Below are 17,652 nucleotides of genomic sequence, written 5' to 3' on the forward strand. Positions count from 1 at the left end.
TGCTCAACGGTGCCTTCCAGGGCATCGTCGGCGCCGACCTGTCGGTGAATTTCATTCAGGAAATGCTCCTGGGCGCCAACCACAAGCTTTATGGCGGTGCCGGGGAAATGACCCTGATCGGCGGCAATGGCCGGATCGTTGCCTACACCAAGGATCCGAGCAAATTCGGCGAGAAGGTCAGCGACATCCTCGACAGCAAGCAGATTGCCAACATGGCCAATCTCAAGCGCGGCGAAGTCACCTACAGCGTCGACAAGGCCCAGGGCCGGATCGAGCTGTACCTGCCTTTCGGCATCGGCCAGACCGACGCCCGCTGGACCCTGATGCTGCAATTGCCGCTGAACGCGGTGATGGCGGACCTGCAGAAACTCCAGGGCGACCTGGACGCACAGCGCAAATCCGACACCTTCGGCATGGCGATGGTCGGCCTGGTGATTGCCGCGATCGGCTTGCTGGTGATCTGGCTGGTGGGCCATGGCATCGCCCGCCCACTCAAACAGATGGTGGCCATGCTCGACGATATCGCCCAGGGCGATGGTGACCTGACCCGGCGCCTCACCAGCGACCGCGCCGATGAGCTGGGCTCGATCGCCAAAGGTTTCAACACTTTCCTGGCCAAGTTGCAGGCGATGATCACCCAGGTGGTGACGTCGGTGCAGAGCGTCAGCGACTCGTCGGAACACACCGCCGACATCGCCATCCGCACCAACACCGGCGTGCACAAGCAGATGGCCGAGATCGATCAGGTGGCCACCGCCGTGCAGGAGATGACCGCCACCGCCCAGGACGTGGCGCGCAACGCGACCCAGGCCGCACAGGCCGCCAGCCATGCCGACCAGGCCGCCAGCCAGGGCATGCAGATCGTGCGCGACACCTCGAACTCGATCGGCGCGCTCGCCGTGGAAATCGGCCGGGCCGTGGGCGTGGTGCAAACCCTGGCCAAGGACAGCGAAAACATCAACGCCATCCTCACCGCCATTCGCGGGATCGCCGAGCAGACCAACCTGCTGGCCTTGAACGCGGCCATCGAAGCCGCCCGCGCCGGTGAACAGGGCCGAGGTTTTGCCGTGGTGGCCGACGAGGTGCGCAACCTTGCGCAGAAGACGCAAAAGGCTACCGAAGAAATCCAGGCCATGATCCAGCAGCTGCAACAGGGCACGCGGGATGTGGTGCGGGTCATGGAAGACAGCCAGAACCGCACGGACGAAAGCGTGCAGCACGCGGCCAAGGCTGCCGAAGCGCTGGAAACCATTACCCAGGCGGTGTCGGTGATCAACGACATGAACACCCAGATCGCCAGCGCCGCCGAAGAGCAAAGTGCGGTGGCGGACGATATCAACCGCAACGTGATCAACATCGGGCAAGTGGCCAATGAGGTGGCAAGTGGCGCGGATGAGTCGAGTGCGGCCAGTGCGGATCTGACCAAACTGGCCGAGCAGCAGCGGCGGTTGATCAATCAGTTCAGGGTTTGATCCGAGGGCCCCATCGCTGGCAAGCCAGCTCCCACAGGTTTTGTGAACTCCATAGATCCCTGTGGGAGCGGGCTTGCCCGCGATGGGGCCGGTTCAGCCAGCCAATTACTCAACCCGGAGTGAGACACTCCGGCCCATTGAGCTTCGGATCATTGACCATGTTGGCCAACACCCGCTCGCGCAATGCGGCAGGTTCACTGGCCAGCAATGCCTGCAACGCATGCAAGGGCGTCTCGGGATCCAGCCACGCGGCCTGCCCCGCCTCATCAAGAATCAACGGTCGCCGCTGGCTCGCCGCCGGCTGGGTGATCACCGCGGTACTCAGCCACACCTGCTCTTGCACCGGATACGCCTCCCAGATCGCCGCAAAAAACAGCGACGAGCCCTCCCCCGGCGTCAGCCAGTACGGGCGCTTGCGCGTCGTGCCGCGCCATTCGTAGAAACCATTGGCCGGCAACAGGCAGCGACGCTCGCGCAAGGCCTGGCGAAACATTGGCTGTTCGGCAACGGTTTCGGCACGGGCATGGGCCGGGGTGCGGGACAGATCGGTCAGCCAGGGCGGGGTCAACCCCCAGCGGGCGCGGGCCAGCGAGCGCTGACCGTCAGGCTCGGCCCGCAGCATCAACACCGAATCGTTGGGGGAAATGTTCCACTGCGCCTGCTGGTCGGCGGGAAAACCGGGCAGCGCCGCAAAGGCGGGGTTCCAGCGAAACAGGGCATAACGTCCACACATGGGGCAACACGACTCTTGATCAAACGAACGCCAGCCTAACAGACCAACGTGCCGGGATAGCTGTCCGGTTCATCGCCAGACAGCGGCAGCGCTGCATTGTACGCGGTGATCAGCTCGCGGGCGTATTCGGCCTGGTCGTTATCGACCGACAGCCCGAGCAGGCCATAGATCGGCAACTCGCCGCTGCCCCCGAGCAAGTCACGGCCCACCAGATGCGCCTCGATACCCTCGCTGGCGAGCATGCCTTGCAGCAACTCGCCTTCCATCAGGTTTTCCGGGTCGTAGATGCGCTGCATACACGCTCCTCACTCATTTTCGCTGAAGACTTCGAGATGCCATTCATCTTCATGAACCTGCAATACGAAGGTTATCGGCCTGCAGCACACCTGACAGTCCTCAATATAGGTCTGATCCCCACCGGACAGATCCAGTGAGGTCTCGACTTCCTCCCCACAATACGGACATTCATAAACTGCGCTTTCCAGCATCGCGGTCTCCCAGGTGACTTGTGCGTATAATCGCCGGTCTATTTGCAGGGCTATTTTTGTCTGGCTATTTTTTCAGACCGTGCCCCGCCGGTTTTCGAACAAAACCTTTACTTACCCTAGCCGTTTCTAACAAGAGAGCATGATGGGCGAATTCGATGCCATCCGACCTTACGACGACAGCGAAGTCCCAGCGGTGCTGGATCGGCTGCTTGGCGACAAGGCGTTTCTAGATATCCTCACCCACTTCCGCTTCCCGCGTTTCGCCGGCGCTTTAGGCTGGGCGCTCAAACCTCTTATAGCCCATCGGCTACGCCGTGAGTTTGCCGGCGTGACCTGTGTGGCCACGCTTCAGGACAAAGTCGAGGTTTACGTCGACCACACCATCGAGCGCGCCACCGACGGTGTCACCTATACCGGGGTGGAGCAATTCAAGTCCGGCAGCGCCTACCTGTTTATCGCCAACCACCGCGATATTGTGATGGACCCGGCCTTCGTCAACTACGCCGTGTACCACGCCGGCCTGCCGACCCCGCGCATCGCCATTGGCGACAACCTGCTGCAAAAGCCATTCGTCAGCGACCTGATGCGCCTGAACAAGAGCTTCATCGTGCACCGCTCGATCAGCGGACGCCGGGAGAAAATGGCGGCTTATCAACTGTTGTCGGCGTACATCAACCACTCGATCCGCAACGATTGCGCGTCGATCTGGATCGCCCAGGCCGAGGGCCGCGCCAAGGACGGCGATGACCGCACCGAATCGGCGATCCTCAAGATGTTCCACATGAGCCGCAAGGACGAGCCGTTCGGCGAAGTCATTCAGTCGCTGAACCTGACCCCGGTGTCGATCAGCTACGAGTACGACCCGTGCGATCAGGCCAAGGCCCGCGAGCTTTACATCCGCGCCACCACCGGCAGCTACACCAAGGTGCCGGGCGAGGATGACGTGAGCATCGCCAAGGGCATCACCGGCTACAAGGGCCGGGTGCATGTGAACTTTGCCGCGCCGATCAGCGAACTGTTCGAAGACACCAAGCAATTGGCCGTCGAGATGGACAAGCAGATCCTCAGCGGGTACCGCTTGTTCCCGGTGCACTACCTGGCTTATGCGCAGTGGAAAGACGCTGATCCACAGCTGCAGGTACCGACCGCTGCGCAAGTGTTCCCGGCCGAGGAACTGGCCAAGGCCCAGGAAGAATGGCAACGCCGCCTGGAAGCCTGCCCTGAAGAGCATCGTCCGTTCCTGGTGCTGCAATATGCGACGCCGGTGCGCAATCAGTACCGGGTGAAGGCAGGGTTGCCGCTGTAAGCGGTTTTTGCCAGATGTGAAAACGGCGCCCTTGAGGCGCCGTTTTTGTATCTGTTCATCACAGGTTTTGCGGTAATTCAGACTTGAGTGCTGATCCACGACACCAGCAACGCCAACCCCATGCAGGCAAAACCGAAAATGTAGAAAAACCGGTTCATGCGCAAGGTCGCCCAATCCAGCGTGGGCTCTACGTTGGGGCTGCTCTGGCGCTGCGCTTGCAAGCTGGCCATCGCGCGCAGTTCACGACGTCGGGTGGCGTGCAGCAACCAGCCGCCCGGAAAGGCAAACAGCAAGGCCAGCAGATTGATCAATTTGGCGGGATGGGCGGTAAACAGCGTCATCAAGTGCAGCGACATCACAAACCTCAGGCAAAACAGGCGTGGCAGGTGCCGGACCGGCGACCGCGGCGCGGATTCTACCGAAAGCCTGCGTCCCTGCTCTCTGTTTCCGACAAATAACGAAGCAATTGATCAATGGCTGTCCTGCGTCACGGCTTCGTCATCTGAATCGGCGACCATGCGCGCCTCGAAACCGACACGGACTACGTCATGCTCCACGCCGAAAACCAGGATCGTCTCTACCTCATCACCCCCAGCGAAGAACAACAGGCCCTCGTCGGCAGCCTCGCCTTCAACGTTCAGGACCGCCATTGGCTGGTGTATTGCGCCCTGGGCGGGCATCAACATGCGGATTTGCCGGAAACGGATTTGCTCACGGGTGTGAGTGTGCTGGACTTTTACTCGCAGGCGGCCTGACACCAACGCCCCCTGTAGGAGCGAGCCTGCTCGCGATGGTCGTTAACGATTACGCGGGGAATCTGATACCCCACGGCGCCCTCAAGTCCATCGCGAGCAGGCTCGCTCCTACACGGGCTCGCATTATTCGCCGAGAATCTGACCCACGGTCGGATCCTTGAACAGGCGGGTCAATGCATCGCTCAGCACATCGCTGACCAGCTTGGTGTTGGTTTCCTGGTTCGGCGCCATACCGAAGCGCTGGTCCAGGGACGAGCCATAACGGCCGCTGTAGCGACGGTTGCCGTTCTGTACATCGGAGCGGAAGGTCGCGCCGATGGTGGCTTCAGTCACGTACATGCCTTCCTTGGGCGATTGGTACTTCAGCTCTGCCAGGGTCACGGTCAGTTGCGGAGCATTCATGGCATTGTTCGTCGGGGTAAAGCCCAACAGACGCACCGCGGCTTCAGCCTGGGCCTGCAACTTCGGCAGAATCTGCGCGCCCTGCACGGTGATCGCGCTGGTCTCCGGGTACAGGCCGCCACGGGTGCCCAGTGTCGGCGACGGGCGACCGTCCACTACACGCACCACGACGGGCTGACCATGGCCGACCGGGGCCAGTTGAGTGGTCAGCTTGGGTTCCGGGCTCAGTTGTTGCGGGCTGTGGGCGCAGCCAACCAGGGTCAAACTGGTCACAGTGATCAAACCGAACAACAGGCGTTGCAACATGCTCATCTCTCCAGAATCAGGCACAAAACAGGCCGGCAGTATAGCGGTGCGCCACTGCGGGGAACCAGCACCTCACAGTGTTTGATGAAATCTCTGACAACCCTTGGGGTTTGCGGTTCATGTCACACAGATGTCACCACTCATACACTTGCGCGTAACGGCCTACAGGCAACCTTCTCGAAAGTCACCCACACGGTACTCCGCCATGCGCCATCTGATCTCGCTGTTCGCGCCACGCCCGCTGCACCGCTGCTTCGCCCTGCTCGACCGCAACGGCCACTGCCAGGCCTTCAAGCAGTGCAGCCTACAGCCCATGGGTGATGGCTGGGTCGAAATCGAAGAAATCCGCCTGAACTGGCTGAATCAGCCGCTGCCGGCCGGCGCTCGTGTCGTTTCGCAGCCGCACCAGCCACGCTCGCGGGCACAACAACTGCTGACGACCTGACCAAAGACCTAATAAAAGTCATCAAACACGACCATTTCCCTGCGTTTCTTAGATACAATCTCCCCCCGATTATAAGGACGTCTCCTGATCGGGCCTCGCAGCATCGTCAATGCGCTTGTATTGACACCCCGCACCGCCCACAGAGAGCCGCCCACACAGATCGAGTGAAGCTGGCGCGCTTGCTGTTTTGTTGAGCAAAACCTCCACTTTTCGCGAATCTGCAGAGCTGTCATTACGCTCGGTCACTGAGCTGTCTGCCCGTTTTTCGGGCACGGTGCCAGGCTGGGACAGCCCTTTTTGAGGTTCACGTCTTCAAAAGAGCGTGAAAAAAACGGGTTTTCACAACTTCACAAGAGTGTGGCGAGCAAATGAATAGTTTTGCGTCTGAACATGCACCATTAGCGTCTACAACAGCCCAACGACACAGGACCGAGTATTCCTCGAACACCGGAGCCTGAAGCCTGTCCGCTACGGATTTGGTTGCACAAACGGATGTATCGACCATAAGTCGAATTGCCTCCCGCGCGCTGAAATGAGTTCATATGGCTCATAGGCCCGGCAGGTAGCGTCCGTCGAAGTTGCGATAAATTGCGAAGATTCGGACATGGCGATACTGCCATGAGTTCGAGGGGCATCACTGACTCGCCCCGGAACGCCTGGCAGCCATGCCGTCAATTTGGTGCTGCAGATTTTGGAGACGCGTTAAATGGCGCATAACGAAGCAGTCGACGTAGTACTGGTAGGGGCCGGCATCATGAGCGCCACCCTCGCGGTACTGCTCAAAGAGCTCGACCCCGCGATCAAGCTGGAAGTCGTCGAGCTGATGGATTCCGGTGCCGCGGAGAGTTCCAACCCGTGGAACAACGCCGGTACCGGTCACGCCGGGCTGTGTGAGCTCAACTACACGCCGCAGGCCGCCGATGGCGCCGTCGACATCAAGAAAGCCGTGCTCATCAACACCCAGTTCGAGGTGTCGAAGCAGTTCTGGTCGTACCTGACCAAAAAAGGCACGTTCGGCTCGTGCAAATCGTTTATCAGCCCGGTGCCACACCTGAGCTTCGTGCAGGGCGACAGCGGCGTGTCCTTCCTCAAGGAACGCTTCAAGGTGCTGAGCAAGCACCACGCCTTCAACGACATGGAATACACCGAAGACAAGGCAACAATGGCAGAGTGGATGCCATTGATGATGCCTGGTCGCGACCCTGGCGAAACCCTGGCCGCCACCCGCGTGATCAATGGTACCGACGTCAACTTCGGCGCCCTGACCAACCAGTTGCTCAAGCACCTGACCAGCGCACCCGATGCCCAGGTCAAGTACTGCAAGCGCGTGACCGGCCTCAAGCGCAGCAACGGTGGCTGGACCGTCAGCATCAAGGACGTCAACAGCGGCAACACCCGTGAAGTCGACGCCAAATTCGTCTTCCTCGGCGCTGGCGGCGCGGCACTGCCGCTGCTGCAAGCCTCGGGCATCGAAGAAAGCAAAGGCTTCGGCGGTTTCCCGATCAGCGGCCAGTGGCTGCGTTGCGACAACCCGGAAGTGGTCAAGCACCACCAGTCCAAGGTCTACAGCCAGGCAGCCGTGGGTTCGCCGCCAATGTCCGTGCCGCACCTGGACACCCGCGTGGTCGAAGGCAAGAAGTCCCTGCTGTTCGGACCGTACGCCGGTTTCACCACCAAGTTCCTCAAGCACGGCTCCTTCATGGACCTGCCGATGTCGGTTCGCGCCGGCAACATCGGCCCGATGCTCGCCGTGGCGAAAAACAACATGGACCTGACCAAGTACCTGGTCAGCGAAGTGATGCAGTCGATGGAGCAGCGCCTGGATTCCCTGCGTCGCTTCTACCCTGAGGCGAAAGCCGAAGACTGGCGCCTGGAAGTGGCCGGCCAACGGGTGCAGATCATCAAGAAAGACCCGAAAAAAGGCGGCATCCTGCAATTCGGTACCGAACTGGTCGCGGCCAAGGACGGTTCCCTGGCGGCACTGCTCGGCGCTTCGCCGGGTGCATCGGTGACCGTTTCGATCATGCTCGAGCTGATCGAAAAGTGCTTCCCGAACCAGGCCAAGGGCGAATGGGCTGGCAAACTGGCAGAAATCTTCCCCGCCCGGGAAAAGGTTCTGGAAACCGACGCTGCGCTGTATCGCAAGATCAACACGCAGAACAACGTTGCCCTGGAACTGGTTGAAGCCAGCAGCGAGACCGAAAGCTACGCTTGATTCGGTGACATGAAAAACGCCCCGCTCCTGTAGGAGCCGGCTTGCTGGCGATGGTATCACCCCGGTGGATCTGACAGACCGAGGTGATGCCATCGCCAGCAAGCCGGCTCCTACAAGTTCGGGGCGTTTTTTTGCGCGTCTGAAAGATCTTAGCCGCGGGCTTTTTCGATCAGCTCGATGTAATCCGGCGCGTTGCGCTGATCCTTGATCAGGGCAACGAAGTCATTGCCGTGCTCATCCTTGCCATTCACGTCGTAACCCGCCTCGACGAAGAACGTCAGGAAACGCTCGAAATCGTCGATGCGCAGGCCACGGTAGGCCTTGACCAGTTTGTGCAGGGACGGAGAAGTCGCGTCGACCGGTTCGAAATCGAGGAACAACTTGATCTGCTCGTCGCCGATCTCGTCACCAATCACTTGTTTTTTATCTTTACGCATTGCCGACTCCAGCTCGCAGACATTTCACGGGGCGGGCAGTTTACCCCTGCGCAGGCTCAGGGCTCAACGCGCACGCGTGCTACCGGTGTGCAAGTCAGCCCAGACATGCCCATTGGCGTAGCTGAGAAACTGGCAATACACCGTGTCGTTGCGCAGCAAATCGATCACCACCCGGTATTGCGCCAGCGGGTAATAGAGGGTCAGGGTCTTGCTCGGCTGGTCGTAGACCGGCTTCTTCAGGCTTTTGCTCTCGCCGTCGAAATTGACCAGCACCTGGCTGATAGTGGCGCCCTTGTTCAGGGACTTGCCCTTGAGGCGAATCATCAAAGGCGAAGTGACTGGGATCGGCTGTTGATTGGATTGACGCTGTGCGCCGACCACCACCGAATAATCGGTGACCTGCATCAGTTGCTGCTGTTCGGGAGCGGCATCGCGCAGCGTGAGATCGTCCGGCGGCAGGAATTGACTGTGCATGGGCGCGGGAGCGGCAGCCAACGGCAGGCTGAGGGTCAGCAACAGGGCAGCGCAGCAGCGGATCAACAGGTTCATGACGGGCTCCAGGGGTGAACGCGTCCCCCTGTAGGAGCGAGCATGCTCGCGATGGTCGTCAACGATAACGCGGAAAACCAGATGCCCCGCGGTGTCCTTGGGTTCATCGCGAGCATGCTCGCTCCTACAGGGGGGTAGAAGATCAATCGAACTGCGCGTGCATCCAGGCCTGATACTCGGCGACACCAGGCTCGCCCTCACGCGGCGCCCAATGGGCCAGTTCACCCTCGCCGACCGGACGGTAAGGACCAGCCTTGCATTCGAACATCAGGCTGTCGGCCTCCAGCACCACCAAACCGTGGAACACACCGGTTGGCAGGTCCACGCCAACACAGTCCCCACCGGCCTGCAGCACGGTCTTGCTCAGCACCGCACCGGTCTCATCGAAGATCAGCACGCCCAACCGGCCCTTGAGGACCAGCAGGGTTTCGGCCTTGTTGTCGCCCAAATGCCGGTGAGGCGGGATATACGTGGACGGCTGCAGCCCCACCGCCATGCGATGGCAAGCGTCTTCCATCTGGTGGAAGTTGTGATGCTGGCGCCCGCGAGGACTGGCCGCGGCTTTCCCGGCCAGCTCGGCGAACAAGGTCTGATCCAGAAAGCGAGGCGTATCCATGTCTTACATTCCTTTAACGGCGAAAATCCCGTTGGCGTTACGCCAGTAGCCTTTGTAGTCCATGCCGTAACCGAAGATGTAGCGGTCGATGCATGGCAGGCCGACGAAATCGGCCTTCAGGTCTGGACGAGCCTTGCGGTCGTGGTCTTTGTCGATCAGCACGGCGGTGTGCACTTTACGTGCGCCAGCGTGTTTGCAGAAGTCGATGATCGCGCCCAGGGTGTGACCTTCGTCGAGGATGTCGTCGATGATCAGCACGTCGCGGTCGATGAACGAAACTTCCGGCTTGGCCTTCCAGAACAGCTCGCCGCCGCTGGTTTCGTTGCGATAACGGGTCGCGTGCAGGTAGGACGCTTCCAGCGGGAACTGCAAATGGGTGAGCAGCTTGCCGGCGAAAATCAGCCCGCCGTTCATCACGCAGAACACCACCGGGTTGCTATCCGCCAGTTCATCGTTGATGTGTGCACCGACGCGGGCGATGGCCGCCTCGACTTCAGCTTCGGTGTACAGGCAGTCAGCCTCTCGCATGATTTGACGGATATGCTCGAGATCAGCGGACATGGCGCTCTCCAGGGGGGACGGATTCAGGAAAAGCGGGCAAAGGTACGCATCCAGCGAGGCCAGATCAAGCGTTTGTGGACTAACGTACTGTATGTCTATAGGACAACACCCTCGGATAGATTAATCTAGGCCGGTTTTTTTGCCCGCCGCCGGAGCCTTTCCCCATGCCCATCCATGAGATCCGCCACCCGCTGATCCGTCATAAACTTGGCCTTATGCGCCGCGCAGACATCAGCACGAAGAATTTCCGTGAGCTCGCTCAGGAAGTCGGCGCCCTGCTGACCTACGAAGCCACCAAAGACCTGCCGCTGGAATCCTACGATATCGAAGGCTGGTGCGGCACTGTGTCGGTCGAGAAAATCGCCGGCAAGAAAATCACCGTGGTGCCGATCCTGCGTGCCGGCATCGGCATGCTCGAAGGTGTGCTCAGCCTGATTCCGGGCGCCAAGGTCAGCGCCGTGGGCGTGGCCCGCAACGAGGAAACCCTCGAAGCCCACACCTACCTTGAGAAGCTGGTGCCGGAAATCGACGAACGCCTGGCCATGATCATCGACCCGATGCTCGCCACCGGCGGCTCGATGGTTGCCACCATCGACCTGCTGAAAAAAGCCGGCTGCAAGGACATTCGCGCCATGGTGCTGGTCGCCGCGCCGGAAGGCATTGCCGTGGTCGAGAAAGCTCACCCGGACGTGATCATCTACACCGCGTCCATTGATCAGAAACTGAACGAACACGGTTACATCATCCCAGGGCTGGGCGATGCCGGTGACAAGATCTTCGGCACCAAGCAGAAGGACGCGTGACCATGCAGCAAGAGTTCAACGATCCGCTCTGGCGCACGGTACTGTCGGGTGCACAGATGCTGTTCGTGGCCTTCGGCGCCCTGGTGTTGATGCCGCTGATTACCGGCCTCGACCCCAACGTGGCGCTGTTCACGGCCGGCCTGGGGACGATCCTGTTCCAGATCGTCACCGGGCGTCAGGTGCCGGTGTTCCTGGCATCGAGCTTTGCCTTCATCACCCCGATCATTCTCGCCAAGGGCCAGTTCGGCCTGGCCGCGACCATGGGCGGCGTAATGGCGGCGGGTTTCGTCTACACCTTCCTCGGCCTCGCGGTAAAAATCAAAGGCACCGGTTTCATCGACCGCCTGCTGCCGCCGGTGGTGATCGGGCCGGTGATCATTTCGATTGGCCTGGCCATGGCGCCGATTGCCGCTAACATGGCCATGGGCAAGGCCGGTGATGGCAGCGAACTGATTCATTACCAGACGGCGATGATGATCTCGATGCCGGCGCTGCTGACCACGCTGATCGTCGCGGTTTTCGGCAAGGGCATTTTCCGCCTGGTGCCGATCATCTCCGGCGTGCTGGTCGGTTTCGGCATGGCGTTCTATTTCGGCGTGGTCGATACCGCGAAGATCGCTGCGGCACCCTGGTTCGCCATCCCGCACTTCACCGCGCCGGAATTCAACTGGCAGGCGATCCTGTTCATCGTTCCGGTGGCCCTGGCCCCGGCCATCGAACACATCGGCGGCGTGATTGCCGTGGGTAGCGTGACCGGTCGCGATTACCTGAAGAAACCCGGCCTGCACCGCACCCTGCTCGGCGACGGCATTGCCACCACGGCGGCCGGTCTGTTCGGCGGCCCGCCCAACACCACCTACGCCGAAGTGACTGGCGCGGTGATGCTGACCAAGAACTACAACCCGAAAATCATGACCTGGGCGGCGATCTTCGCCATCAGCCTGGCGTTCATCGGCAAGTTCGGCGCGCTGCTGCAAAGCATTCCGGTGCCGGTAATGGGCGGGATTCTGTGCCTGTTGTTCGGTTCGATTGCGGCGGTGGGGATGAACACGCTGATCCGCCACAAGATCGATCTGGGCGAGGCGCGCAACCTGGTGATCGTGTCGGTGACCCTGGTGTTCGGGATCGGCGGCGTGCTGATCGGCACCGGCACCGGCCCGGACGATTTCGGCCTCAAGGGCATCGCGCTGTGCGCGGTGGTGGCGATCGGCTTGAACCTGCTCCTGCCGGGCAATGACAGCTGGAAGCACAAGAAGGCGGATGAGCCGCTGATCTAAGCAGGCTCAGATTCTTCGTTGACTGAAAGACCCTCTTCGCGAGCAGGCTCGCTCCCACAGTTTTGGAATGCATTTCCCTGTGGGAGCGAGCCTGCTCGCGAAGCTTTTTAAAGCGCCAAAGGTGCTCGCTCGCACAATGTACTCAACGCCCGCGCCCAATGCGCGTCATCGTTGAGGCACGGCACCAGCACCAGGTCCTCTCCCCCCGCTTCGCGGAACTGTTCCTTGCCGCGATCACCGATCTCTTCCAGGGTCTCGATGCAATCGGCAACGAACGCCGGGCACATCACCAGAATCTTTTTCACCCCACTTTTGGCCAACTCATCGAGGCGCGCCTCGGTGTAGGGTTCGATCCATTTGGCGCGCCCCAGGCGCGACTGGAACGACACCGACCACCTGTCCTCCGGCAACCCCAAACGCTTGGCGACCTCTGCCGCCGTACGCAGGCATTGGCCGCGATAACAGGTGGCGACCACCTCGGGTGGCGCTCCGGCGCAGCAATCACCGCCGCCCTCGAAGCTGTGCCCGGGGTTGAGCTTCTTCAGATGCCGTTCCGGCAAGCCATGAAAACTCATCAGCAGGTGATCGAAGTCCTGCTGCAAATGCGGCCGGGTCGTGGCCGCCAGCGCATCAAGGTACTCGGGTTGATCGTAGAACGGCTGGAGCACCGACAACTGCACGTTGAGGTTTTTCTCGCGCACCACGCGCCTGGCCTCTTCGATGACCGTAGTCGTGGTGCTGTCGGCGAACTGAGGATAGAGCGGCGCCAGGGTGATTCGCCTGTGCCCCGCCGCAACCATCCGAACCAGCGTGGATTCAATCGACGGCTCGCCATAACGCATCGCCAGTTCGACCGGGCCGTGCTGCCATTGGCTGCTCATCGCTTGTTGCAGGCGGCGGCTGAGCACCACCAGCGGCGAACCCTCGTCCCACCAGATCGAGGCATAGGCATGGGCCGATTGCTCGGGACGCTTGATCAGGATCAGCGACACCAGCAAGCGTCGAACCGGCCATGGCAGGTCGATCACATACGGGTCCATCAGAAATTGATTGAGGTAGCTGCGCACATCCGCCACCGAGGTGGAGGCAGGTGAACCCAGGTTGACCAGAAGCAACGCGTGATCGGTCATGCAACGTCCTATTTCAAAGGCGACCGGACAGATCGTCCAGAGCCGCACGCAAATCCGTGAACTTAAAAGTGAAACCGGCCTGTAACAAACGCACCGGAGTCGCCCGCTGGCCGCCCAGCAACAACAGTGACAACTCGCCCAGCCCCACCTTCAATGCGAAGGCCGGCATCGGCATGAACGCCGGGCGATGCAGCACGCTGCCCAGCGTCTTGGCAAACTCGCGGTTGCGCACCGGTTTGGGCGCGCACGCATTATAGGGACCGCTGGACTCGTTGCGATGCAGAAGAAAATCAATCAGGGCGATTTGATCGTCGATATGAATCCACGGCATCCACTGCCGGCCGTTGCCGATCGGCCCTCCCAGGCCCAGTTTGAACGGCAGCAACAGCCGCGACAAAAAGCCGCCTTCCGCCGACAGCACCAAGCCGGTGCGGATGAGGATGACGCGAATGCCCAGTGCTTCAGCCCGCTGTGCAGTCTCTTCCCAGGCGATGCATAACTGGCTGGCGAAATCATCGATGACCGGTGGTGACTCTTCGGTCAACTCACGTTCGCCGCCGTCGCCATACCAACCGACGGCCGAACCGGAAATCAACACCCGTGGTTTCTGCTCGCGACTTTCGAGCCACGCCAGCAGGGTTTCAGTCAGCGTGATCCGGCTGCTCCACAACAAGGCTTTACGCTTGTGCGTCCACGGCCGATCGGCAATCGGTGCTCCGGCAAGATTGACGATGGCATCCACCGGCTCCTGCCCCAGATCCTCCAGCCGGGCAATTCCACGCACCTGGGCACCACATGTTTTCGCGACTTTTTCAGGCTGGCGACTCCAGACTGTCAGGCGATATCCCTGCCCCGACCAGTGCCGGCAAAGCTGACGTCCTATCAAACCAGTACCGCCGGTCAGCAATATGTGCATGACTTCTTCCTCGCGTGGCGTTTTACCCTGTCCATTAGTCTATTTTTATAAGCAGGGATCTTTGGTATCGAGCAGGCTCTATGTTTAACAATAGGCCAAGCTGTCAGATCGAGAACGCTAAAAGTTATACCAAAAAACAATATTGTACAGGTTTGAACCCCGGCGTAGTCTGTACAGAAAGGTAAACGAGGCCCCTATGACTGTACCTATCGCAATCATCGGCACCGGCATCGCCGGACTCTCCGCCGCCCAGGCCCTGACCGACCTCGGGCACGTGGTTCAACTTTTCGATAAAAGCCGTGGCAGCGGCGGTCGCATGTCGAGCAAACGCAGCGATGCGGGGGCTCTGGACATGGGCGCGCAATATTTCACCGCCCGCGACCGCCGCTTTGTCACCGAAGTCCAGCGCTGGCAGGCCAGAGGCTGGGTCGCCGAGTGGACGCCGCAGCTGTACACCTACCATGGCGGCCAGCTCAACCTGTCGCCGGACGAGCAGACCCGCTGGGTCGGCACGCCCCGCATGAGCGCCATTACCCGCGCCTTGCTCGGTGACCTTGAAGTGCATTTCGCCTGCCGGATCACCGAGGTCTATCGCGGTGAGGAACACTGGCATCTGCAGGACGCCGAGGGTTTCACCCACGGGCCGTTCAGCCACGTGGTCATCGCCACGCCGGCCCCACAGGCCACGGCGTTGCTGGCATCGGCGCCGAAACTCGCCGGCGCCGCCGCCGGAGTGAAAATGGACCCGACCTGGGCCATCGCCCTGGCCTTCGAAACGCCGCTGGAAACCCCCATGGAAGGCTGCTTCGTGCAGGACAGCCCACTCGACTGGCTGGCCCGCAACCGCAGCAAACCCGGGCGCGACAACACCCTCGATACCTGGGTGCTGCACGCCACCAGCGCCTGGAGCCGCCAGCACATCGACTTGTCCAAGGAAGCGGTGATCGAACAGTTGCACGGCGCCTTCGCCGAGCTGTTGCACGATTCCATGCCCGCCCCCACCTTCAGCCTCGCCCACCGCTGGCTCTACGCTCGCCCCGCCAGCAGTCACGAATGGGGCACCCTGGCCGATGCCGACCTGGGGTTGTACGCCTGTGGTGACTGGTGCCTGTCCGGACGCGTCGAAGGGGCCTGGCTCAGCGGTCAGGAAGCCGCTCGTCGCTTGCATGAACACCTGCAGTAAAGGCATCGACCCGAGCAAATCGCTGCTGTCGCCATGGACAGCAGCCCGCCGAAAAACCTATACATAAAATTTGACTTGTACAACTTCGAATCTATGATGAAGTTATCTTGTACAAACCAGACGGCTTGTACAGGTCCAGATTCGAGGTGTTCCGATGCTCCACTCTCCCGCCAAACCGAAAATAGCCATCAGCGCCTGCCTGATGGGTCTCGACGTGCGTTACAACGGCGGGCACAAGGAATCGCGGTTGTGCAGCCGCACCCTCACTGACTACTTCGACTTCATCCCGGTCTGCCCTGAAGTGGCCATCGGCCTTGGCGTGCCCCGCCAACCGATTCGGCTGGTGGGCAGCGCGGATCAACCCGAAGCCGTGGGCACCCTCGATCACAGCCTTAACGTGACACAACAACTGAACACCTACGGCCGGGACATGGCAGCACAGTTGGGGGATATCTGCGGCTACATCTTCATGCAAAATTCCCCGTCCTGCGGCCTGGAGCGGGTCAAGGTCTACCACACCAACGGCACACGAGCGGACAGAGACGGGCGCGGCATCTACGCCCGGGCCTTCTGCCTGCTGCACCCGGACTTGCCGGTGGAGGAAGACGGCCGGCTCAACGATCCGGTGCTGCGGGAAAATTTCCTCACCCGTGTGTTCGCCTACAGCGCCTGGCAGCAACTGCGCCAGGCGGGCATGACCCGGCGCGGTCTCACGGACTTTCACTCGCGCTACAAATACCTGCTGATGGCCCACAACCCGGTGCAGTACAAAACCCTGGGCAACCTGCTGGGCAACATGGGCAAAACCGATCCGCAGGAACTGGGCCCCCGCTACTTCAGCGAACTGATGGCGGCGCTGAAAAAGTGCGCCACCCGCGGCACCCACACCAATGTCCTGCACCACCTCAGTGGCTACCTGAAACAGGCCATCAGCGGCGAAGACAAACAGGAAATGCAACAGGTGATCAGCCAGTACCGCCGGGGCATCGTCCCGCTGGTGGTGCCGCTGACACTGCTCAAGCATCACTTGCGCCAACACCCCGATCCGTACATCGCACAGCAGGTCTACCTGCAGCCGCACCCGGAAAACCTCAGCCTGCGAAACGCTATCTAATGAAAAATGCACTCGACACCAGCGCCCGCGAAGATCTCGGCGACGACTTTAAAAAGGCGCTGGAGGAAGGCTGGCTGCCGATCCGCGAAGTGGCGCGGCAAACCGGGGTCAATGCCGTGACCTTGCGCGCCTGGGAGCGGCGCTACGGTCTGATCGTGCCGCATCGCACACCCAAGGGGCATCGGTTGTTCTCTGCCGAGCATGTAGAGCGCATCCAGACCATCCTCACCTGGCTCAACCGGGGCGTTGCCGTCAGCCAGGTCAAGCAATTGCTCGACACGCCGCAAGCCTTCAGCGATTGCGTCGACAACGATTGGCACGCCTTGCTGCAGACATTGCTGCAGGCGGTGAGCGGATTGCAGGAGCGCACCCTGGATGACAACGTCAATCAGGCGATGGCGTTGTATCCGCCGCGAACCCTGTGCGAGCAATTGCTGATGCCCTTGCTGGCCGCTCAGGAACAACGCTGGCAAGGCCAGTTCGGTGCACAGATGGAGCGCGTGTTTTTTTGTGCCTGGCTGCGCAGCAAATTCGGCGCACGCATCTACCATAACAATCGTCAGTTGCGCACCGCGCCGCTGCTGTTGATCAACCACTCGGACTTGCCCGTGGAACCGCATCTGTGGCTCACGGCCTGGCTGATCAGCAGCACCGATTGCCCGGTGGAAGTCTTCGACGGGCCGCTGCCTGTGGGTGAACTGGCATTGGCGGTCGAGCTGCTGCGACCCCGCGCTGTTTTGCTGTACTCCAGCAAGGCCATGAACCTGGCGCAACTGCCGAAACTTTTCAAAGGCGTCGGTTGCCCAAAAATGATTGCCGGACCAACGGTGTGCATCCACCACGCCGAGTTGTCCGTAAGCACTACCCAGATCGCTGATTTGTACCTGGCCGCCGATCCATTGTCGGCACACCAGGCACTCGTTCAGCGAGGGCTGATTTAAATG

At 60.8% G+C, this 17,652-nt stretch carries 21 protein-coding genes and 1 pseudogene; 11 read left to right on the forward strand and 11 right to left on the reverse strand.

Features of this window, described 5'->3' with window-relative positions:
- Positions 1-419: 419 nt before the first annotated feature.
- Positions 420-617, forward strand: a pseudogene (locus tag EI969_RS31095) (HAMP domain-containing protein); the annotation flags it as partial.
- Positions 618-728: 111 nt separating this feature from the next.
- On the forward strand, positions 729-1,472 hold the full coding sequence (locus EI969_RS31100; RefSeq protein ID WP_371926028.1) for a methyl-accepting chemotaxis protein: 744 nt from the start codon (positions 729-731) through the stop codon (positions 1,470-1,472).
- 109 nt (positions 1,473-1,581) lie between these two features.
- Here EI969_RS31100 and EI969_RS27000 read toward each other — a convergent pair whose 3' ends face one another.
- The 3 genes from EI969_RS27000 to EI969_RS27010 are packed head-to-tail and all read right to left on the reverse strand — an operon-like array spanning position 1,582 to position 2,693.
- A complete protein-coding gene (locus tag EI969_RS27000) occupies positions 1,582-2,205 on the reverse strand; it encodes an SOS response-associated peptidase (protein WP_160390401.1) in 624 nt (207 codons plus the stop codon).
- A gap of 35 nt (positions 2,206-2,240) precedes the next feature.
- The gene (locus EI969_RS27005; protein WP_160390402.1) at positions 2,241-2,501 is read right to left on the reverse strand and encodes a putative signal transducing protein; all 261 of its coding nucleotides are present in this window, start codon (positions 2,499-2,501) and stop codon (positions 2,241-2,243) included.
- 9 nt (positions 2,502-2,510) lie between these two features.
- On the reverse strand, positions 2,511-2,693 hold the full coding sequence (locus tag EI969_RS27010) for a CPXCG motif-containing cysteine-rich protein (protein WP_160390403.1): 183 nt from the start codon (positions 2,691-2,693) through the stop codon (positions 2,511-2,513).
- Between the two features lie 139 nt (positions 2,694-2,832).
- On the opposite strand from EI969_RS27010, the gene EI969_RS27015 reads away from it, so the two are divergent.
- Positions 2,833-3,999 (forward strand): 1-acyl-sn-glycerol-3-phosphate acyltransferase, encoded by a 1,167-nt coding sequence (locus EI969_RS27015; RefSeq protein ID WP_160390404.1) that lies wholly within the window; start codon positions 2,833-2,835, stop codon positions 3,997-3,999.
- Positions 4,000-4,076: 77 nt separating this feature from the next.
- On the opposite strand, the gene EI969_RS27020 is transcribed toward EI969_RS27015, so the two are convergent.
- Positions 4,077-4,355, reverse strand: a complete 279-nt coding sequence (locus EI969_RS27020) for a hypothetical protein (protein WP_160390405.1) — start codon at positions 4,353-4,355, stop codon at positions 4,077-4,079.
- Positions 4,356-4,547: 192 nt separating this feature from the next.
- Here EI969_RS27020 and EI969_RS27025 point away from each other — a divergent pair, with 192 nt between their 5' ends.
- Positions 4,548-4,754 (forward strand): hypothetical protein, encoded by a 207-nt coding sequence (locus EI969_RS27025; protein WP_085724026.1) that lies wholly within the window; start codon positions 4,548-4,550, stop codon positions 4,752-4,754.
- 123 nt (positions 4,755-4,877) lie between these two features.
- Here the strand turns inward: EI969_RS27025 and EI969_RS27030 are convergent, their stop codons facing one another.
- A complete protein-coding gene (locus tag EI969_RS27030) occupies positions 4,878-5,462 on the reverse strand; it encodes a YajG family lipoprotein (protein WP_150715536.1) in 585 nt (194 codons plus the stop codon).
- A gap of 205 nt (positions 5,463-5,667) precedes the next feature.
- Between EI969_RS27030 and EI969_RS27035 the strand changes: the two genes are divergently transcribed.
- A complete protein-coding gene (locus EI969_RS27035) occupies positions 5,668-5,907 on the forward strand; it encodes a hypothetical protein (RefSeq protein ID WP_104449387.1) in 240 nt (79 codons plus the stop codon).
- 706 nt (positions 5,908-6,613) lie between these two features.
- The gene (gene mqo, locus EI969_RS27040; RefSeq protein ID WP_160390406.1) at positions 6,614-8,122 is read left to right on the forward strand and encodes a malate dehydrogenase (quinone); all 1,509 of its coding nucleotides are present in this window, start codon (positions 6,614-6,616) and stop codon (positions 8,120-8,122) included.
- Between the two features lie 149 nt (positions 8,123-8,271).
- On the opposite strand, the gene EI969_RS27045 is transcribed toward mqo, so the two are convergent.
- The 4 genes from EI969_RS27045 to EI969_RS27060 form a co-directional block, all read right to left on the reverse strand.
- On the reverse strand, positions 8,272-8,559 hold the full coding sequence (locus EI969_RS27045) for a PA4642 family protein (protein WP_015096805.1): 288 nt from the start codon (positions 8,557-8,559) through the stop codon (positions 8,272-8,274).
- Between the two features lie 63 nt (positions 8,560-8,622).
- Positions 8,623-9,108 carry a hypothetical protein gene (locus EI969_RS27050; RefSeq protein WP_160390407.1) on the reverse strand — a complete coding sequence of 162 codons (486 nt, stop codon included), beginning with the start codon at positions 9,106-9,108 and terminating at the stop codon, positions 8,623-8,625.
- Positions 9,109-9,250: 142 nt separating this feature from the next.
- Complete coding sequence (locus tag EI969_RS27055) at positions 9,251-9,724, reverse strand: WbuC family cupin fold metalloprotein (RefSeq protein WP_160390408.1); 474 nt, start codon at positions 9,722-9,724, stop codon at positions 9,251-9,253.
- A gap of 3 nt (positions 9,725-9,727) precedes the next feature.
- Positions 9,728-10,285, reverse strand: a complete 558-nt coding sequence (locus EI969_RS27060) for a hypoxanthine-guanine phosphoribosyltransferase (protein ID WP_008060214.1) — start codon at positions 10,283-10,285, stop codon at positions 9,728-9,730.
- A 164-nt stretch (positions 10,286-10,449) separates the two neighbouring features.
- Here EI969_RS27060 and upp point away from each other — a divergent pair, with 164 nt between their 5' ends.
- Together upp and EI969_RS27070 are read left to right on the forward strand one after the other, a co-directional pair.
- Positions 10,450-11,088 carry a uracil phosphoribosyltransferase gene (gene upp / locus EI969_RS27065; protein ID WP_102671705.1) on the forward strand — a complete coding sequence of 213 codons (639 nt, stop codon included), beginning with the start codon at positions 10,450-10,452 and terminating at the stop codon, positions 11,086-11,088.
- A 2-nt stretch (positions 11,089-11,090) separates the two neighbouring features.
- Positions 11,091-12,365 (forward strand): uracil-xanthine permease family protein, encoded by a 1,275-nt coding sequence (locus EI969_RS27070; protein WP_160390409.1) that lies wholly within the window; start codon positions 11,091-11,093, stop codon positions 12,363-12,365.
- A gap of 107 nt (positions 12,366-12,472) precedes the next feature.
- Here the strand turns inward: EI969_RS27070 and hemH are convergent, their stop codons facing one another.
- Both hemH and EI969_RS27080 read right to left on the reverse strand, forming a co-directional pair.
- Entirely contained in the window at positions 12,473-13,495 is a 1,023-nt protein-coding gene (gene hemH, locus EI969_RS27075; RefSeq protein WP_160390410.1) for a ferrochelatase, read from the reverse strand.
- Positions 13,496-13,508: 13 nt separating this feature from the next.
- Complete coding sequence (locus EI969_RS27080) at positions 13,509-14,411, reverse strand: TIGR01777 family oxidoreductase (protein ID WP_160390411.1); 903 nt, start codon at positions 14,409-14,411, stop codon at positions 13,509-13,511.
- Positions 14,412-14,607: 196 nt separating this feature from the next.
- Here EI969_RS27080 and EI969_RS27085 point away from each other — a divergent pair, with 196 nt between their 5' ends.
- The 3 genes from EI969_RS27085 to EI969_RS27095 all read left to right on the forward strand — a co-directional run bounded on the left by EI969_RS27085 (position 14,608) and on the right by EI969_RS27095 (position 17,649).
- Positions 14,608-15,594 (forward strand): NAD(P)/FAD-dependent oxidoreductase, encoded by a 987-nt coding sequence (locus EI969_RS27085; protein ID WP_160390412.1) that lies wholly within the window; start codon positions 14,608-14,610, stop codon positions 15,592-15,594.
- Between the two features lie 154 nt (positions 15,595-15,748).
- Entirely contained in the window at positions 15,749-16,708 is a 960-nt protein-coding gene (locus EI969_RS27090) for a DUF523 and DUF1722 domain-containing protein (RefSeq protein ID WP_160390413.1), read from the forward strand.
- A complete protein-coding gene (locus EI969_RS27095; protein WP_160390414.1) occupies positions 16,708-17,649 on the forward strand; it encodes a MerR family transcriptional regulator in 942 nt (313 codons plus the stop codon). Before EI969_RS27090 ends, EI969_RS27095 begins: the two co-directional genes overlap by 1 nt.
- Positions 17,650-17,652: the final 3 nt, after the last annotated feature.

Source organism: Pseudomonas sp. PB101 (genome assembly GCF_009764265.1).
In the GTDB taxonomy this organism is placed as follows: Bacteria; Pseudomonadota; Gammaproteobacteria; order Pseudomonadales; family Pseudomonadaceae; genus Aquipseudomonas.

Bases quoted from the DNA above. Each gene is read 5' to 3' on its own strand.
- EI969_RS31100 (WP_371926028.1), top strand. From the start codon at position 729: ATGGCCGAGATCGATCAGGTGGCCACCGCCGTGCAGGAGATGACCGCC.
- EI969_RS27000 (WP_160390401.1), bottom strand. From the start codon at position 2,205: ATGTGTGGACGTTATGCCCTGTTTCGCTGGAACCCCGCCTTTGCGGCG.
- EI969_RS27005 (WP_160390402.1), bottom strand. From the start codon at position 2,501: ATGCAGCGCATCTACGACCCGGAAAACCTGATGGAAGGCGAGTTGCTG.
- EI969_RS27010 (WP_160390403.1), bottom strand. From the start codon at position 2,693: ATGCTGGAAAGCGCAGTTTATGAATGTCCGTATTGTGGGGAGGAAGTC.
- EI969_RS27015 (WP_160390404.1), top strand. From the start codon at position 2,833: ATGATGGGCGAATTCGATGCCATCCGACCTTACGACGACAGCGAAGTC.
- EI969_RS27020 (WP_160390405.1), bottom strand. From the start codon at position 4,355: ATGTCGCTGCACTTGATGACGCTGTTTACCGCCCATCCCGCCAAATTG.
- EI969_RS27025 (WP_085724026.1), top strand. From the start codon at position 4,548: ATGCTCCACGCCGAAAACCAGGATCGTCTCTACCTCATCACCCCCAGC.
- EI969_RS27030 (WP_150715536.1), bottom strand. From the start codon at position 5,462: ATGTTGCAACGCCTGTTGTTCGGTTTGATCACTGTGACCAGTTTGACC.
- EI969_RS27035 (WP_104449387.1), top strand. From the start codon at position 5,668: ATGCGCCATCTGATCTCGCTGTTCGCGCCACGCCCGCTGCACCGCTGC.
- mqo (WP_160390406.1), top strand. From the start codon at position 6,614: ATGGCGCATAACGAAGCAGTCGACGTAGTACTGGTAGGGGCCGGCATC.
- EI969_RS27045 (WP_015096805.1), bottom strand. From the start codon at position 8,559: ATGCGTAAAGATAAAAAACAAGTGATTGGTGACGAGATCGGCGACGAG.
- EI969_RS27050 (WP_160390407.1), bottom strand. From the start codon at position 9,108: ATGAACCTGTTGATCCGCTGCTGCGCTGCCCTGTTGCTGACCCTCAGC.
- EI969_RS27055 (WP_160390408.1), bottom strand. From the start codon at position 9,724: ATGGATACGCCTCGCTTTCTGGATCAGACCTTGTTCGCCGAGCTGGCC.
- EI969_RS27060 (WP_008060214.1), bottom strand. From the start codon at position 10,285: ATGTCCGCTGATCTCGAGCATATCCGTCAAATCATGCGAGAGGCTGAC.
- upp (WP_102671705.1), top strand. From the start codon at position 10,450: ATGCCCATCCATGAGATCCGCCACCCGCTGATCCGTCATAAACTTGGC.
- EI969_RS27070 (WP_160390409.1), top strand. From the start codon at position 11,091: ATGCAGCAAGAGTTCAACGATCCGCTCTGGCGCACGGTACTGTCGGGT.
- hemH (WP_160390410.1), bottom strand. From the start codon at position 13,495: ATGACCGATCACGCGTTGCTTCTGGTCAACCTGGGTTCACCTGCCTCC.
- EI969_RS27080 (WP_160390411.1), bottom strand. From the start codon at position 14,411: ATGCACATATTGCTGACCGGCGGTACTGGTTTGATAGGACGTCAGCTT.
- EI969_RS27085 (WP_160390412.1), top strand. From the start codon at position 14,608: ATGACTGTACCTATCGCAATCATCGGCACCGGCATCGCCGGACTCTCC.
- EI969_RS27090 (WP_160390413.1), top strand. From the start codon at position 15,749: ATGCTCCACTCTCCCGCCAAACCGAAAATAGCCATCAGCGCCTGCCTG.
- EI969_RS27095 (WP_160390414.1), top strand. From the start codon at position 16,708: ATGAAAAATGCACTCGACACCAGCGCCCGCGAAGATCTCGGCGACGAC.